General features: G+C 61.9%; 14 protein-coding genes. 7 read left to right on the top strand and 7 right to left on the bottom strand.

The window, feature by feature from the left end:
* Positions 1-31: 31 nt before the first annotated feature.
* The 3 genes from kduD to CK498_RS05395 are packed head-to-tail and all read right to left on the bottom strand — an operon-like array spanning position 32 to position 2,660.
* Entirely contained in the window at positions 32-772 is a 741-nt protein-coding gene (gene kduD / locus CK498_RS05385) for a 2-dehydro-3-deoxy-D-gluconate 5-dehydrogenase KduD (RefSeq protein WP_095619835.1), read from the bottom strand.
* A gap of 57 nt (positions 773-829) precedes the next feature.
* Positions 830-2,152, bottom strand: a complete 1,323-nt coding sequence (locus tag CK498_RS05390) for a TRAP transporter large permease (RefSeq protein WP_229358971.1) — start codon at positions 2,150-2,152, stop codon at positions 830-832.
* Between the two features lies 1 nt (position 2,153).
* Positions 2,154-2,660 (bottom strand): TRAP transporter small permease, encoded by a 507-nt coding sequence (locus CK498_RS05395; RefSeq protein ID WP_095619836.1) that lies wholly within the window; start codon positions 2,658-2,660, stop codon positions 2,154-2,156.
* A gap of 178 nt (positions 2,661-2,838) precedes the next feature.
* Between CK498_RS05395 and CK498_RS05400 the strand changes: the two genes are divergently transcribed.
* From CK498_RS05400 to CK498_RS05415, 4 genes are all read left to right on the top strand, one after another.
* Positions 2,839-3,861 (top strand): LacI family DNA-binding transcriptional regulator, encoded by a 1,023-nt coding sequence (locus CK498_RS05400; protein WP_095619837.1) that lies wholly within the window; start codon positions 2,839-2,841, stop codon positions 3,859-3,861.
* 111 nt (positions 3,862-3,972) lie between these two features.
* Positions 3,973-4,944 carry a TRAP transporter substrate-binding protein gene (locus tag CK498_RS05405; RefSeq protein WP_176475724.1) on the top strand — a complete coding sequence of 324 codons (972 nt, stop codon included), beginning with the start codon at positions 3,973-3,975 and terminating at the stop codon, positions 4,942-4,944.
* 133 nt (positions 4,945-5,077) lie between these two features.
* Positions 5,078-6,166 (top strand): beta-galactosidase BglB, encoded by a 1,089-nt coding sequence (gene bglB / locus CK498_RS05410; RefSeq protein WP_095619839.1) that lies wholly within the window; start codon positions 5,078-5,080, stop codon positions 6,164-6,166.
* A gap of 209 nt (positions 6,167-6,375) precedes the next feature.
* Positions 6,376-7,089 carry a hypothetical protein gene (locus CK498_RS05415; RefSeq protein ID WP_095619840.1) on the top strand — a complete coding sequence of 238 codons (714 nt, stop codon included), beginning with the start codon at positions 6,376-6,378 and terminating at the stop codon, positions 7,087-7,089.
* A gap of 88 nt (positions 7,090-7,177) precedes the next feature.
* Here the strand turns inward: CK498_RS05415 and CK498_RS05420 are convergent, their stop codons facing one another.
* The 3 genes from CK498_RS05420 to CK498_RS05430 all read right to left on the bottom strand — a co-directional run bounded on the left by CK498_RS05420 (position 7,178) and on the right by CK498_RS05430 (position 10,403).
* On the bottom strand, positions 7,178-8,497 hold the full coding sequence (locus tag CK498_RS05420; RefSeq protein WP_095619841.1) for a TRAP transporter large permease: 1,320 nt from the start codon (positions 8,495-8,497) through the stop codon (positions 7,178-7,180).
* The gene (locus CK498_RS05425; protein WP_095619842.1) at positions 8,494-9,090 is read right to left on the bottom strand and encodes a TRAP transporter small permease subunit; all 597 of its coding nucleotides are present in this window, start codon (positions 9,088-9,090) and stop codon (positions 8,494-8,496) included. Before CK498_RS05425 ends, CK498_RS05420 begins: the two co-directional genes overlap by 4 nt.
* 98 nt (positions 9,091-9,188) lie before the next feature.
* Complete coding sequence (locus CK498_RS05430; RefSeq protein WP_229358972.1) at positions 9,189-10,403, bottom strand: TRAP transporter substrate-binding protein; 1,215 nt, start codon at positions 10,401-10,403, stop codon at positions 9,189-9,191.
* 530 nt (positions 10,404-10,933) lie between these two features.
* Between CK498_RS05430 and betT the strand changes: the two genes are divergently transcribed.
* The 3 genes from betT (at position 10,934) to dauA (ending at position 16,096) form a co-directional block, all read left to right on the top strand.
* Positions 10,934-12,964 (top strand): choline BCCT transporter BetT, encoded by a 2,031-nt coding sequence (gene betT / locus CK498_RS05435; protein ID WP_095619843.1) that lies wholly within the window; start codon positions 10,934-10,936, stop codon positions 12,962-12,964.
* A gap of 180 nt (positions 12,965-13,144) precedes the next feature.
* Positions 13,145-14,209, top strand: coding sequence for a L,D-transpeptidase family protein (locus CK498_RS05440; RefSeq protein WP_229358973.1), 1,065 nt, complete (start codon positions 13,145-13,147; stop codon positions 14,207-14,209).
* Between the two features lie 141 nt (positions 14,210-14,350).
* Positions 14,351-16,096 carry a C4-dicarboxylic acid transporter DauA gene (dauA, locus tag CK498_RS05445; RefSeq protein ID WP_095619844.1) on the top strand — a complete coding sequence of 582 codons (1,746 nt, stop codon included), beginning with the start codon at positions 14,351-14,353 and terminating at the stop codon, positions 16,094-16,096.
* Positions 16,097-16,300: 204 nt separating this feature from the next.
* Here the strand turns inward: dauA and CK498_RS05450 are convergent, their stop codons facing one another.
* A complete protein-coding gene (locus CK498_RS05450) occupies positions 16,301-16,780 on the bottom strand; it encodes a cupin domain-containing protein (RefSeq protein WP_095619845.1) in 480 nt (159 codons plus the stop codon).
* Between the last annotated feature and the right edge of the window lie 5 nt (positions 16,781-16,785).

Genomic DNA, 16,785 nt, shown 5'->3' on the forward strand with positions numbered 1-16,785 from the left:
GTTGCTCCCTGATGGATGGAAGAAGAAGGAATCAGCGTGCCAGCCAGCCGCCGTCCACGTTCAATACGGTGCCGTGGATGTAGTCGGCAGCCTGCGACGCGAGAAAGACGGCACTGTCGGCGATATCGCGGGGTTCGCCCCAGCGGCCGGCGGGAATACGGGCGAGGATCGCCTCCGAACGCTCGGGATCGTTGCGCAGCGCCTCGGTGTTGTTGGTGGCGATATAACCCGGCGCGACAGCGTTGACGTTGATGCCAAAGGCCGCCCACTCGTTGGCGAGCATTTTGGTCAGCCCCGCCACGCCGTGCTTGGAGGCGGTGTAGGAGGCCACGCGAATACCGCCCTGGAAGCTCAGAAGGGAGGCGATATTGATGATCTTGCCTGTAGCTCCACGCTCCAGCAGCGCTTTGGCGAACGCCTGAGAGGTGAAAAAGAGTGCCTTGAGATTGACGTCGATCACCTCGTCCCAGTCCTGCTCGGAGAAGTCGATGGCGTCGGCGCGGCGAATCATGCCGGCGTTGTTGACCAGCACGTCGATGCGGCGGGACTGAAAAAGATCCCTCGCCGCCATGGGGTCGGCGAAGTCGATGACCATGGCCTCGGCAGTGCCGCCCTTCGCGGTGATGGTATCCACGGTCTCCTGCGTCGAGCGGCGACCGGCGCAGATGACGCTGGCCCCCGCCTCGGCGATGGCGATGGCGATGGCGCGGCCGATGCCGGTGTTGGCACCGGTCACCAGTGCCACGCGTCCCGTGAGTGAAAATCTTGACATGGGAACTCCTCTACTCCGTCAGTCTTTCCAGTGGATCGGGCTGCCCGTTCAAGCGGGTTACATCAACCCGAAGAGGCGCGGCAGCCCCAGCGATAGCCAGGGAATGTAGGTGACCATCAGCAGAGCGATCACCAGCGCAAAAAAGAACGGCAGAATCGGTCTCACGACCTGGTCGATACGCAGCCCGGCGATCGAGCAGCCTACGAACAGCACGCTGCCTACCGGTGGCGTCATCGAGCCAACCCCCAGATTGAAGATCAGCATGATGCCGAACTGCACCGGATCCATGCCCATCTGCTGGGCGATAGGCAGAAAAATGGGGGTGAAGATGAGTACGGCAGGGGTTAGGTCGATAAAGAACCCGATGATCAAAAGACACAGATTCATGATCAGGAAAACCATGATCAAGTTGTCGAACTGCAGAATCGTATCGGCAATCATGTCGGGGATGCCTGCGATCGTCATGACATAGGACATGACACCCGAAGACGCGATAAGAAACAGGATGGAAGCGCTCAGTATTGCCGAGCGGCAAACGATTCTCAGATACTCCCGTGGTGTGGTCATGCGGTAGGCCAGCGAGAGAATCAGTGCATAGAGCACAGCGACCGCCGCCGCCTCGGTCGCGGTGAAAACACCGATGACGATACCGCCGATGATCACCACGATCATTCCCAAGGCCGGCAACGCGCGAAGAACGATCTGTAGCGCTTCGCCAGGCGTGCTGCGAATGCGGCTCCGGTAGCCGCGCTTCCTGGCAATGATGCCCGCCACGATCATGACGGTCAGGCCCATCAGCATGCCCGGTATATAGCCGGCAATGAACAGTGCTGAAATCGAGGTTCCACCAGAGACCAGCGAAAACAGAATCAGCGGCCCACTGGGGGGAATCAGAATGCCGGTCGGCGCGGAAGCGATATTGACGGCGGCGGAATAATCAGGCGCGTAGCCCTCCTTGCGCTGCAGTGGCCCCATGGTGCCACCAACCGCCGCTGCGGCAGCGATCGACGAGCCGGAAATCGCCCCAAAGAGCATATTGGCAATCACGTTGGTATGGGCGAGGGAACCCGGCAGCTTCCCTCCCACCAAGCGAGCCAGGTCGATCAGCCGGATGGCGATACCGCCCTTGTTCATGATGTCGCCAGCCAGGATGAAGAAAGGTATCGCCAGCAGGGTAAAGCTATCCAGCCCGGTAAACATCTTCTGGGTAGAGACGAAAAGCGCGGTTTCCGGAGGAAGGTAGGCGATACCCACTAGCAGCGACGAGGAGACGATCGCCACCGATATCGGCGACCCCATGAAAAGCAGCAGAAAGAAAGCACCGAAGAGGACGAAGGCGGCGTTAAGCGGATCCGCCATGAAGTTCATGTAGGCCATCATGTCAGGACTCCTCGGCACTGGATTTGGCGTAAGGCAAGCGCAGGCGACCTGTCATGATCAGAAAGACATTGATCAGCTGGAGAACGAAGATAAGTATCGCCGATATCGGCAGTATCAAATAAGCGTACCCCATCGGAACCTGCATGATGGGCGACATCTGGTTCAGCGCCGACATGCTGGCATTCCACCCTCCCCATAGCAGGACCAGTCCGGCAAAAGCCAACACCACGAGAGCGTTGATGAGATACAGAATGCGCCCGACCTTCTCTGGCAAGAGTGAAGGAATCAGATCCAGGGAAAGATGCTTGTTGTCACCAAAGCAGTAAGCTGCACCTATCAGCGCCATCCAGATCATCAGAAAGCGCAGGGTCTCCTCGGTGTAGAGAGCAGGGACTCCCAATAGATATCGTGCCGCTACCTGCCAGAGCATCAGGCAGACCATAGTGATCAGCATCATCGCCATCAAAACCAACAGAACTCTTTCCAGCCATCTCTTGAACGAAAGCATAAAATTACTCCGGGACCTAACCACGGAAATAGAAGGATGTCGTTTCCTGAATGACAAAGTGATTGGAGCATTATTTAAATACTGGATACTGGAACTTAATTTTGCAATATGAAAAAAATTTTCATTACTTATACAATAGTCATGAACGTTTCTGGTTAATCCGCAGAAGGGCAATGTGATGAAGAAAAAGGGAAGACGGCTGAAGCTTGCCGATGTGGCAGCTCACTGCAACGTTTCGATCAGCACCGCATCGCGAGCGCTATCGGGTACGCCGGGAGTGCGTGCCGACCTGCGCGAACGCATTCTCGCCACGGCGCGCGAACTGAACTACCAACAGCCCAGCACGCTGGCCGGTCTGCGAATCGTGGTGCTGGCCAGTGCCAGGGCGATGGTGGATTACCAGCGCAATCAGTTCACGACGCATGTGCTGTATGGCATCAAGGCACAGGCCAAGTTGCTGGACATGGAGCTCGAGATGCAGAGCGCGCCGGATCGCCACAGCGAACTGGTGCTGCTGAAAGAGGCCGAGGCGTCCAAGGAGGTGGCCGGGCTGCTATTCCTGGCGGTGGACGATGAAGTCGTGCTGGCACAGGCGCGGACCCTGTCCAAGCCCATCGTGCTGGTCAATGGCGACGATCCATTGGTGCAGCTCTCGAGTGTGGCGCCGCACAACCGGGCAGCAGCGGCTGCCGCCACCCAGTATCTCGTCGACCTGGGTCACCAACGCATTCTGTTCTGCACCAACCCGGGGCGTCGTACCATCGAGCGGCGCCGCGAAGGCTGGCTCGAATCGCTGCCTGCCGAGGTACAGGCATACCGGGACGAGCTCATTGTCGAGGTCGAGGAGTGGACGCCGGAAGCGGCCAGAGCAGGCATTGCGGCAAGGCTCGAGCAAGGCCACGACTTCACCGCGGTGCTGTGCGCCGGCGACAGCCTCGCCATCGGTGTGGTACTGGAACTTCGCGCCCGCGGGCTACGGGTTCCGCAGGATATTTCGGTGGTCGGTATCGACGGCCTCCCCCAGGGTGAATTGCTGATACCGGCGCTGACCTCGGTGCATGTTCCCATGCACAGCATCGGGCAGGCTGCGGTCAATCTGATGCGCGACCATGTGCTCGACGAAAGCTTCACTGCCCGGCGCGTCGAGCTTGCTTGTGAACTCGTCGTGCGCTCCTCGTCGGGACTAAAGTCCCAGTTATGAAATTTTTTTTCATATAGATATTTCTTTTCATCCCGGGCAGAATCGATCCGAACCTTGCGAAAGCGTTGTTGTAAACAACCAGGTCTGCGGATGGATTTACGGGAGAAAGCCATGAAAGTCCTTGCAACAGTTTTTACAGCACTCTCGGTGCTAACTCTGGGTGTCACCAGCGCCAATGCCGATGTACGAATGAGGCTGGCCAATGCACTGTCAAAGGATCACCCGAGCAGCATCGTGCTTCAACAGTTCGCAGACGAAGTCCGTGAAAAGACGGATAGTGAGGTATCGATCCGTCTTTTCGTCAATGGTGTGTTGGGCTCCGAGCGGGAAGCCCTCGAGCAGCTCCAGAACGGCGCCGTTGATATCACCCGAGTAAGCGCAGCAAGCCTGGAAAACTTCGCTCCCGTTTTTCGTGTCTTCTCACTTCCCTACATTTTCGAGGATGAAGAGGATTTTTACGAAAAAATGAGGGGGCCTGTCGCCTCCACTGTTTATGAAGCGACCATAGACGATGGTTTTCAGGGACTGACATTCTTCGATAGCGGCGCCCGCTCTTTTTACAACATCTCCAAGCCGATCGAGACCCCCGAGGATCTTCAGGGGCTCAAGCTCCGGGTCATCAATTCCAATACATCAATCCGCATGCTGGAGTTGATGGGTGGGACACCGACGCCGCTTCCCTACGGAGAGGTCTATACCGCGCTACAGTCGGGCGTGATCGATGGGGCTGAAAACAATCCCACCGCTCTCACCATCGGGCGGCATGGTGAAGTGGCGAAATACTATTCTCTCGATCAGCACCAGCGTATTCCCGACTTTCTGGTGATCTCCAACCGTGCCATGGAGAAGATGACAGACGAGCAGCAGGAGATCGTCCGTGAGGCAGCTGCCCACGCTACGGAGGCCTATCGTGAACTATGGGACGAAGCGGTGCGCAAAGCCCTTGCCGATGCCCACGAGATGGGTGTGAAGATCAACCGGCCTGACAAGGAGCCGTTTCGTCGCGCCGTTCAGCCGCTTATCGACGAGTATCACCAAGACAGCACGATCGGCCCTTTACTGGAACAGATCATTGCGGATTGACCCCGTCCAATCGGAGTGGGCTGTTGAAGCGAGGCACTCACCTTGCCCCCTTGAAAGGTGAAGACGTCACGCCAAGCGGCTCACTCTTTTTACTCAACTCAAAGTATTCTCGATTACATGGAGATGGTTTGTCATGGGCGCTCTGCCAGAAATTTCGAAAGATGGAGTGAGACGCCATATCGCGCTCGTTATCAAAGGACTGACCGACCTACGTCATGACGGTCGCTTTCACGAACCAAACCTTGATGGCACCGCAGGCGATTACGTCAGTTTCAACAATTGGGAGTGGCCGCAGGGCGTCGGACTCTACGGAATTGCAAGACTTTGGCAGCATACCGGTGATGAAGAAGCGAAAAAGCTGCTGGAAAACTGGTACGACGCCCAGCTGTCCGCCGGGTTGCCTTCGCTCAACGTCAATACCACTGCGCCAATGCTGGCTCTGTCGATTCTGTGGTCGGAGACCGGCGATCCTCGCTGGGAGAGTAGCCTCGCTAAATGGGCCGAGCAATTGATGGCGGAGATGCCACGCACGCGCTGCGGTGGGTTTCAGCACAACGTGTCGGATAAAATCAATGACAATGAGCTTTGGGACGATACGCTGTTCATGGTCGCACTTTTTCTGGCCAACTATGGCCGGGCCGCCGATCGCCCGGAGCTGTGCGACGAGGCCTGTCTCCAGTTCCTGTTGCATACCCACTACTTGAGCGAGCGCGAAACCGGTCTGTGGTTTCATGGGTGGACGTTCGACGGCCATCATAATTTCGCGCGGGCGCGCTGGGCGCGGGGCAACTCGTGGATTTCCGCCGGCCTTCTCGACTTCCTCGAAACGGCCGACCTGACACCGTCGCTCGAGCGTTATTTTGGCTGGGTGCTGCGCTCCCAGATGGAAGCGCTGCTCGACTACCAGTGTTCCAGCGGCGCTTGGCGGACTCTCGTTGACGATGAAACTTCCTATGAAGAGATCTCCGCCACGGCGGCGTTCGGCTACGCTTTTCTGAAAGGCGCACGGCTCGGTTATGGTGACGAGCGCTGGGAGCGCGCCGGAAGATTGGCGCTACAGGCGGTGATCGACAACATCGAGGAAGATGGCACGGTTGCAAATGTCTCCTATGGCACGCGGATGGGGCACACGCTGCAGTTTTATCGGGATATCCCGATTCATCCCACTGCCTATGGTCAGTCGATGTCGCTTTTGTGCCTGGTGGAGGCGCTACAGCACTGAGCCTTTCTGAGCGACGTTGGTGAAGCCAGCGCTGAGGGGGTGCTTACAAAAGTCACAGCGTTAGGCCCGCTCCCGACGGACCAACGCACGTCCCATATCCGTGTGGGTCGCAAGGACACCTTGCGCGATGGTTGCACCCTTGCTGCAACCTGATTGCACGTCGCCAGGCGACAGTGTCAGCGTCAATCCGTAGGGACGAGGAGTCCACCATGATTCGATTGAGCCTTCGCAAGACCCTGATGCCGGCGCTGCTGGCGCTGGCCATCGCGCCGCTGTCGCTGGCCGTCAGCGCCGCCGACCACGGCGACGATGCCGCCCAGGGCGAGCGCTACCAGCACAAGCACGCCGCGCATCTCGATGCCATGCAGCAGCGCCTGGGCTTCGATGACGATACCCGAGCCGAACTGCAAGCCGCCCACGCCGAGATGCGCGACGCCCATCGCGATCTCAAGGGCCAGGACTTCGACTCCCGCGACGAACGCCGCGACGCCTACCGCGAGCTGCATGAACAGCATCGTGCCGCCCTCGACGATATCCTCACCGACGAGCAGCGCGAAGAGCTGCGCAGCGCCATGCGTGAAAAAATGCAGGAGCACCGCGCCGAGCGCCGCGAGGCGATGCAGGAGCGCCTTACCGCGCTGGTCGACGGCTGGGAGCTGAGTGACGAGGAGCGCGCGGCCCTGACCGAGACCCGCGAGGCGCTGTATAGCGATATGCGCGAGCTGCGTGAGCAAGAGTTCGACTCCCGCGATGAACGCCGCGAGGCCTACCAGGCGCTGCGCGACGAGCACCATGCGGCGCTGACCGAACTCCTCGACGAGCAGCAGCTCGAGGAGCTCAAGGCCGCCATGCAGCCCAAAGGCAGTAAGCACGGCCATCGCCACCACGGCAAGCGCGGCCACCCGTCCGAGCGCGACGCCTGACGGACGCGGCGCCGCTGACCCAGTCCCCGGCGCCGCATTACGCTATTACCCCATGCGCCCGGCATCCTCTGGCGGGCGTTGTCGTCTATCAGCCGTACAGTACCCCCGGCAGCCAGAATACGATGCCCGGCACCATGTAGAGGATGAACATCGCCACGAACACCATCAGCAGGAACGGCGCGATACCGATGAAGATATCGTTGAGCTCGATCCCCTTGGGCGAGATGCCCTTAAGGTAGAAGGCCGACATCGCCATCGGCGGGGTCAGGAACGAGGTCTGGATATTGAGCGCCACCAGTACCCCGAAGAACAGTGGGTCGATGCCGAACATGTGCAGCAGCGGCAGGAAGATCGGCACGAAGATGATGATGATCTCGGTCCACTCCAGCGGCCAGCCAAGGATGAAAATCATCAACTGGGCGAGCAGCAGGAACTGCAAAGGTGTCAGCGACATGCCGCTGATCCAGTGCTCGATCAGCGAGTGGCCGTCGAGCAGCGAGAACACCGACGAGAAGATCCACGAGCCGACGAACAGCCAGCACACCATGGCGCTGGTACGCGCGGTGAGGAACACCGCCTCGCGCAGCCGGGCGAAGGTCAACTGACGGTAGGCCGCGGCCAGCAGGATCGCCCCCAGGGCGCCGATACCGGCTGCCTCGTGGGGAGTGGCCAGGCCAAACAGGATCGCCCCCAGCACCGACATGATCAGCACGAACAGCGGCACGAAGGAGGTCAAAAGCCCCCAGTAGACCTTGCCCAGCGGCACATTTAACTGCTCGGCCGGCAGCTTCGGCGCCACCTTGGGGTTGATCATCGCGCGCCCCATGACGTAGAGGATATAGAGCCCCGCCAGCAGCAGCCCGGGGATCAGCGCCGCGGCATACAGGCGCACTACCGAGACCCCAGCCATGGCGCCATACAGGATCAACATGATGCTCGGCGGGATCAGGATCCCCAGGCAGCCGCCGGCACAGATCACCCCGCTCGACATACGCTTGTCGTAGCCGGCATTGAGCATCGCCGGCAGCGCCAGCAGCCCCATCAGGGTCACCACCGCACCGACGATGCCGGTGGCCGTAGCAAACAGCGCACAGGTGATCAGGCTGGCCACCGCCAGCGAGGCCGGCATGCCGCGCGCCGCCAGCTGCAGGCTCGAGAACAGCCGGTCGAGAATATTGGCACGCTCGACCATATAGCCCATGAACAGGAACAGCGGCACAGCAATCAGCACGTCGTTGGACATCACCCCATAGGCGCGCTGCACCAGTAGCGAGAAGATGATGTCGCCGATGGCGAAATAGCCGAAGGCGATGCCCATGGCAATCAGCGTGAAGGCAATGGGGAAGCCGAGCATGATCAGGATGACCAACATGCCCAGCATCAGGATACCGATTTCCGGTTCGCTCATTGCCGATCCTCCGGAGGTGTCTGCTGAGCAGAAAGAATCTCATCCTGCTTATTGATCGGAATGGCGACCTCCTCCACGTCACCGAGGCGGCGCGGCCATTTACCATGTTTGAGACACAGGATGCAGCGGCTGACCTCGGCCACGCCCTGCAGTGCCAGCAGCGCCGCACAGGCGGGGATCACGAACTTGTAGGGGTAGATCGGCGGCCCACCGGGGGTATAGGAGCTGTGCTCGTTCTGGCGGAAGGAGAGCGCGAAGAAGTCCCAGCCGTAGAACAGCAGTGCCAGGATGCCGGGGTAGAAGAAAATCATGTAGAGCCCCAGGTCAAGCCCCGCCTGAACCCGTGGCGGGAAGTAGCGCGACACCACGTCAGCCCGCACATGGGCGTTATGCGCCAGGGCATAGGCACCGGCCATCATGAACAGGGTGCCGTAGAGCATGTAGCTGGTATCGTAGGCCCAGGTCGTGGGTGCGCCCACCACATAGCGCATGAAGACCTCGTAGCTGACCACAAAGGTCAGGAGCAGGATGGCCCAGGCAAATACCTTGCCCATCCAGGTACTGATATGGTCGATGAAGAAGATGAAGCGCATGACAACCTCTCACCCTGGGCCGCACTACCCCATCACGGGCAGTGCAGCCGGTCGATGTCCCGCCGCCTCCTGGCAGCGGGTGATTGACGGCCCGAGGCCTAGAGGATGGTGGAGGTGTCGGTAGGTTCCTTGCCATAGAAGTGGCGATAGGCAGGGCCTTTGGGGGTATTACCTTCTAGATGCCAGCCGACCACGCGCTCACAGTAGGCTTTCTGGCTATCGACGACCCTCTTGAAGAACTCACTGTTGTTCGATTCGCGCTCGATCACCGTGTCCCAGGCGGCGAGCTGCGCTTCGAGCACCGAGTCGGGGGTGATGTAGGTCTGCACCCCCTGCTCCTCGCGCATGGCGTTGAGATCACGCGGGTAGCGGTCCATGGCCTTCCAGTACATCTCCGACGAAGCGGCCTTGGCGGCATACTGCAGGATCGCCTGGAACTCTTCGGGCATCTCGTCATGTTTCTGTTTGTTGAGGATGATCTCGAAGGATTCGCAATCCTGATGGTAACTGCGCAGCATCCAGGTCTTGCTGACATCGGGGAAGCCCAGCAGGCGATCCGACGATGGATTGTTGAACTCGGCGCCGTCGAGCAAGCCACGGTCCATGGCAGGGACGATATCGCCGCCGCCCATGATCGTCACCGCCGCACCGAACTCGTTCATCAGGTCAGCGGCCAACCCTACCGTGCGGTACTTGAGGCCACGTAGATCGTCGGCGCTGCTGATCGGCTCCTTGAACCAGCCCAGTGCTTGGGTCGGCATCGGCCCACTAAGGTAGCCCACCAGCGGCAGTTCCATATCTGCGAGCAGCTCGTTGTAGAGTGCCAGCCCTTCATCGTTCCAGAACCAGGCCAGGAACTGATGCGCATCCCAGCCGAACGGCGGCGGCGTACCGAATAGCGAGAAAGCCTTATGCTTGCCGTACCAGTAGGCCGCCACCCCGTGGCCGCCGTCGAGGGCACCTGAAATCACCGCATCCTGCATCTGCAGGGCGCCTACTACCGCGCCGGCAGGCAGCAGATTGAGGCGCAGGCGACCGCCGGACATCTCGTTGACGATGCGTACGTAGTCCGCCGCGAACTCGTGAAAGATGTCCTGGTTGGGCCAGGTGCTCTGGAAGCGTAGCGTGGTGGTCTGGGCCACGGCGATGCTGGGAAAGCCTACCGCGGCAGCGGCGCCGACGGCAGCCGCTGAACCGGTGAGGAAGCGGCGTCGTGACGCACTGGGTGGCGTGGTGGCAGATTCGAGAGACGGCGTGGTGCTGGCGACTTCCACGGGTGATGTGGAAGCGCTTCGAGGCATATCGTGAGTCATTGGGTTCTCCAACGAGGCGGTTATCGTTATTGGTTTACCTGCGCTGAACCGGGTCTCCTTCCCCAGAGGAGCGGCGTACGACTGATCGCGCATCACCGGGGCGTCCGGCACCCAACACCTGACATATCACGATCAGTTACATCAGGTATAGCTGGGTAAACAAGGATTGCAAGGCAGTGGCTCGCTTCCAGCGTTGAATTACAGTCAAGCATGCAGATCCGTCACCGGGGGGTTGAAGGGAACTCTCGGGTCGGGTATTTTATTTGAACGATCAATCAATAAAAAATACTACCTTACCCTGGCGGCTGGCTACGCTCAGCTAGCTACCGCCAATCTGCAGCGACTCGGCACGCTGCTGCCGAAAGCGTCTCGCCCCATGTCCCGATACGACATGCATGGCAACCGCCATGGGCAAACGATATGACTTGGCGCTATTTTGATTGGGCGATCAATCAAAATAACAGCGACGTCACATCGCGGCCCAGCGCAGTGGGAGGCACCACATCAACAACGCTAAGGGAGTCTGCCCAATGGCGCATGACCAACATCCCCCCGAACGCCGGGATCGGCTCAACCCGGCCGTTTTCCACGGCTCGGTGGCCGGCATCCTGGTATTCCTGGTCGTTACCATGACCTTCACCGAGCAGGCCGGCGAGTTCTTCGACGCCGGCCTGGCCTGGGTAAGCGCCACCTTCGGCTGGTACTACATGCTGGCGGTGGTCGCCTACCTGGTGTTCGTGGTGCTGATCGGCTGCTCGCGGTTCGGCAGCATCCGCCTCGGCCCCGATCACTCGCGGCCGGAGTTCTCGCTACTCTCCTGGTCGGCGATGCTGTTCGCCGCCGGCATCGGCATCGACCTGCTGTTCTTCAGCGTCGCCGAGCCGGTCGCCCACTATCTGGCGCCGCCCGACCTCGCCCCCGAAAGCCAGGCGGCAATGCGCGCCGCGGTGGTGCAGACCTTCATGCACTGGGGGCTGTCCGGCTGGGGGCTGTACGTACTGATGGGCATGGCACTGGCCTACTTCAGCTATCGCCACCGCCTGCCGCTGGCGATCCGCAGCGCGCTCTACCCGCTGCTCGGCAAGCGCATCTACGGCCCCATCGGCCACGCCGTCGACATTACCGCGGTGATCTCCACGGTGTTCGGTATCGCCACCAGCCTCGGCATCGGGGTGATGCAGCTCAACTACGGCCTGACCTACATGTTTGGCGTGCCCGAGAGCCTCTCGGTGCAGGTGATCCTGATCGCCCTAGTGGTCATCATGGCGACCATCTCGGTGGTCAGCGGCGTCGAGAAGGGTATCCGCCGGCTCTCCGAATTCAACATGTTGCTGGCACTGGCGCTGCTGCTGTTCGTGCTGTTCCAGGGCCACACCCTGCAGCTGCTCGACATGGTGGTCAACAACGCTGGCGACTATCTGTCCGGCTTCATCGCCAAGAGCTTCGACACCTACGCCTTCGCCGGCGAGGAGGCCCAGGAGTGGAAGATGTGGTGGACGATCTTCTTTTGGGGCTGGTGGATCGCCTGGACACCGTTCGTTGGCCTGTTCCTGGCGCGCATCTCGCGCGGGCGGACCATCCGCGAGTTCGTGGCAGGTGCGCTGGGTATCCCGCTGGCGTTCATGATGGTGTGGATGTCGGTGTTCGGTAACAGCGGTATCGAGCTGGTCGCCAACCAGGGCGTCGTCGAACTCGGCGAACAGGCCCTGAGCACCCCGCAGACCACGCTCTACACCCTGCTCGAGTATTACCCCTGGGTGGGTCTGACTGCGGCGGTGGTGACCGTGCTCGGTATCGTCTTCTTCATCACCTCGGCGGACTCCGGGGCACTGGTGCTGGCCAACTTCACCTCGATCCTCTCCGACGTCAACCACGACGCGCCGGTGACCCTGCGCATCTTCTGGTCGACGGTGATCGGTCTGATCACCATCGCCCTGCTGATGGCCGGCGGGCTAGCGGCGCTGCAGAGCGCCGTGGTAATCACCGCCCTGCCGTTCTCGCTGGTGATCTTCGCGATCATGGCCGGCATGTACCGTGCCCTGCGCATGGAGGGCGACAAGGCCGACGCCCGCCGTCGCATCGCCGGCACCGCGCCGGGCGGCGACTGGCGCGAGCGCCTCGACCGCGCGCTGGACACCTCCAACCGCGCCGGCGCCGCGGCAACCATCGAACATTCGATCCGCCCGGCGCTGACCCAGTTCGCCCAGGAGCTGGAGGGGCGCGGCCAGGTCGCCAATGTCAGTGAGGAGCAGGTCGAGGGTGAGCCGCTGCCGCGCCTGACGCTGCAGGTCGAGCTCGAGAACGCGCCGTTCTTCGTCTATCAGGTGTGCCCGCATCGCATGCGCACGCCGAGCTTCCTGCCGGTGGACGACGACTACTACGTGCGCCTCGACGTCTACCTCGCCGAAGGCGGCACCGGCCAGGATCTCAACGGCTACACCCGCGGCCAGGTGATCGGCGACGTGCTGGCCGAGTATGAGCGCCACCTGCACTTCCTGGCGCTGGCTGGCGAGAACGGTAGCGTCCCCGCCATGCCCGGAGCGGTGGGCGACTCGCCCTGAGCGAAATGCAAGTAGCCAACCGTGCGGCGACTCTTCGGAGTCGCCGCTTGCGTTAACGCCCAGGGTGATCGCAGTTGCCCCCAAAGCTAAGGGCGTCGGTGGCAGTTGCACCCCCGCGAGTAGCATGGAACACTGTTCGGCAACCCTATCTCACGGCCACTGGCCGATATTCGGATTATCGTGACGACACCCTTTATTTCAGCATCACGCCCCCTGTGGCTGGCCCCGCTGGCGCTGGGCATCGCGCTTGCCAGCGGCTCGCTGCTCGCCGACGAAGGCAGCGAATGGCCGCTTGGCCACTACCCGTTGCCCGAAGACGGCAATATCGTCGGCGAGCGCTACACCGTCGAGGTCGAGGGCGACGAGACCCTGCTCGATATCGCCCGGGCCCATAACGTTGGCTATGAAGAGATCCGCGCCGCCAACCCGGAGGTCAGTATCTGGATTCCCGGCGACGGCACCGAAGTGGTGATTCCGGCCAAGCACATTCTGCCCGACGCGCCCCGCGAGGGGCTGGTGGTGAATCTTGCCGAGCTGCGGCTCTACTACTACCCGCCCTCCGCCAATGGCGAGACACCGCGGGTCGAGACCTACCCCATCGGCATCGGCCGTGAGGGCTTCAATACGCCGCTGGGCACCACCGAGACCACCATGCGCCTCGAGGACCCGGCCTGGTATCCGCCGCGTTCGATGCGCGAAGAGGCCGCTGAACGCGGTGAACCGGCCCCCGCCGTGGTGCCCCCGGGGCCCGACAATCCTCTGGGCCGACACGCCATCCTGCTCGACATCCCCGGCTATCTGATCCATGGCACCAACATGCCCGACGGCATCGGCATGCGCGCCAGCCGCGGCTGTATCCGCATGTACCCGGAGGATATCGAACACCTCTACGGCAATATCCCCAACGGCACCGCGGTCAATATCATCGACGACCACTTCAAGGTCGGCTGGGAGGAGGACACCCTCTACGTCCAGGCCTTCGCCCCCGCCGAGCAGCGCGACGACGCCCTGACCCACCTGCTCGCCCCCTTCGACAACCTGCATCAGGCGCTCGGCGATGACCTGCCGGACATCGACTACGGCCAGGTGCGTGAGATCATGGAGTCCGCCAATGGCGAGCTGGTGGCGGTCTACCCACCGCCGGCGCCGGTCGAGGAGGAGCCCGAGGTACCGGAGCCCGGCGGCTTCTATCGTTATGTCCTGGATGCCCCGGGCGGCATCTACCAGGAGCTGGTGGCCGGCTAGTCATCGGGCCCGGCGGACACACGTCCCTCGCGACGGCGACACCCCCAGGAGTGTCGCCGCGGTTATCGATGCTGGTCATCTTGTGGCAACGCAATATGCAGGAGTAACGTTAAGGTTCCCTGCAGCATCTCGGTAACCCTAATGTCACGACCACGCAAGCCGTCCCGCTACTCACTGCCACGGCCCGGCAGCGCTCTGTTTGCCAGCTGGCGCCTGGGCTATGGCCTGGCCGAACTCAAGCGAGACCTACTCGCCGGGCTGACCATCGGCATCGTCGCGGTGCCCCTCTCCATGGCCCTGGCCATCGCCACTGGCGTACCGCCCCAACACGGCTTGTACACTGCTATCGTGGCGGGAGCCATCATCGCCCTCACCGGCGGCTCGCGCTTCAACGTCTCCGGCCCTACCGCGGCCTTCGTGGTTATCCTGTTCCCCATCGTCGCCAGCCATGGCCTTGGTGGCCTGCTGATCGCCACGCTGATGGCGGGAGTGATTCTGGTCGCGCTAGGGCTGGCACGGCTAGGCAACCTGATCCAGTTCGTGCCCTATCCGGTGGTGCTGGGTTTCACCGCCGGCATTGCCGTCGTCATCGCCTTGCTGCAGTTGCCCGACTTCCTCGGGCTCGCGGGGGTCGAAATCGGCGATAGCACGCTGCACAACCTGGCTGCCATCGCCCATGCCGCACCCTCGCTGGCCCCTGCTGAATTCGGCATCGGCTTGTTGACGCTGGCTAGCCTGCTCCTGTGGCCGCGGCTGAAGACACCCGTGCCGGCACCGCTGGCAGGGCTGGCGGTAGGCACCCTGGCGACACTGGCGATCGCACCACTGGGTGTAGAGATCGACACCATCGCCTCGCGCTTCAGTTGGGAGTATCAGGGCCAGACCGGTAGTGGCATTCCCCCCTTCGCCCCCACCCTGCTGCTGCCTTGGCGCCTGCCTGGAGCGGATGGGACACCGCTGACGGTGGACTTCGCCCTGATTCGCGAACTACTCGGCCCGGCACTGGCCATCGCCATGCTGGCGGCCATCGAGTCACTACTCTGTGGGGTGGTCGCCGACGGCCTGACCCGCACCCGCCACGATCCCAACGCCGAGTTGATCGGTCAGGGACTCGGCAATATCGCCGTCCCCTTCTTCGGCGGCATCACCGCCACCGCCGCGCTGGCGCGCACCGCCACCAATATCCGCAGTGGTGCCTGCTCGCCACTGGCCGCGGTGGTCCACGCGCTGGTGGTACTGCTGGCAGTGGTGGCGCTGGCCGAGGTGCTCGCGCTGGTGCCGATGGCAGCACTTGCCGCGCTGCTGTTCGTGATCGCCTGGAATATGAGCGAGGCGCGCCACTTCGTGCACACCCTGAAGAGCGCACCGGGCAGCGACGTCGCCATCCTGGTGATCTGCTTCCTGCTCACGGTGGTATTCGATATGGTGCTGGGGGTGGCAGTGGGCATCGGCCTTGCGGCAACACTGTTCATCCGCCGCATGGCCCACCTTACACACGCCCGCCGTCTTGAACCTGATAGTGACGAACAGACCCGAGATCTACCGCCCCAGGTGGCGCTCTATGACATCAACGGCCCGCTGTTCTTCGGTGCCGCGGAAAAGGCCGTGTCGACCCTGCGGGTAGTAGATCCCGAGGTGCGCGTGGTGATGCTCGATATGCGCGACGTGCCGAGCCTGGACGCCACCGCCATCGTCGCCCTGCAGTCGCTGGTCGAGGAGCTACGCGCGCGCCAGGTGGGGCTGATCTTCATCGGCATGCCGGCACGCATGGTGCTCAAGCTCAAGCGCGCCGGCGTGAAACGCCAAACAGGGCGCCTGGCTGTCGTGAACCACCTACTCCATGCGCGACGCCTGGCCGAGCGCTGGCTGACCATGCAGAGCGTTTGAAGGGGGCTATGCCCCTACAACGTGGCGATCATGCGCCGCGCCCCGCCATGTTCGCCGAGCCAGATACCCACCACTAGGCGCAGTTCCTGCTGATGCCACATGGCGATTCCCCTCGTCTGTAATGACCGGATATCGCCTCATGCTGGCGGGTCGTGCAGGGGGCAAGGGAGCCGCGCGGCATACCGCCACGCGGCGTGTCACTCGCTACTGACGCGGATCATCCGCCGGGTCGATATACTCGATGCCCCATGGGCCGGTGCCGTGCAACTGGATGATGGTCTCTCCCTCTGCATAGCCGAACATGCCGTCACCCGGCGACATGATGGCATAGCCGCCAACAGGCAGGGCGTGGGTGGCTTCGCGCTCGAAGCGCTCGCCATGGGCAAAGTGCAGGGTGCCCTCGAGTACCGTCACCCGCTCGTAGGCGGGATGCACGTGGGGCTTGATCTCGTAGCCATCCTCCAGCCGCAGGCGAAAGGTGAATGGCACCTCGGCCGAGAGGTCGCCCTCGATGATCGCGATCTCGGCGCCCTCGCCCATGGAACCGACCGGCCCCCAGCTGAGATCGTCAGGCGTGCCGAGCAGGTGCCCGTCGCCATGATAGGGGGCAGCCCAGAGTGCTCCAGATACACTGGAAATCGCCAAGGCCAGCAAGGCATTCAGGATAGTGGAGTGGCGTTGCATGGTGG

Source organism: Halomonas salipaludis (genome assembly GCF_002286975.1).
GTDB classification, from domain to species: Bacteria; Pseudomonadota; Gammaproteobacteria; order Pseudomonadales; family Halomonadaceae; genus Franzmannia; species Franzmannia salipaludis.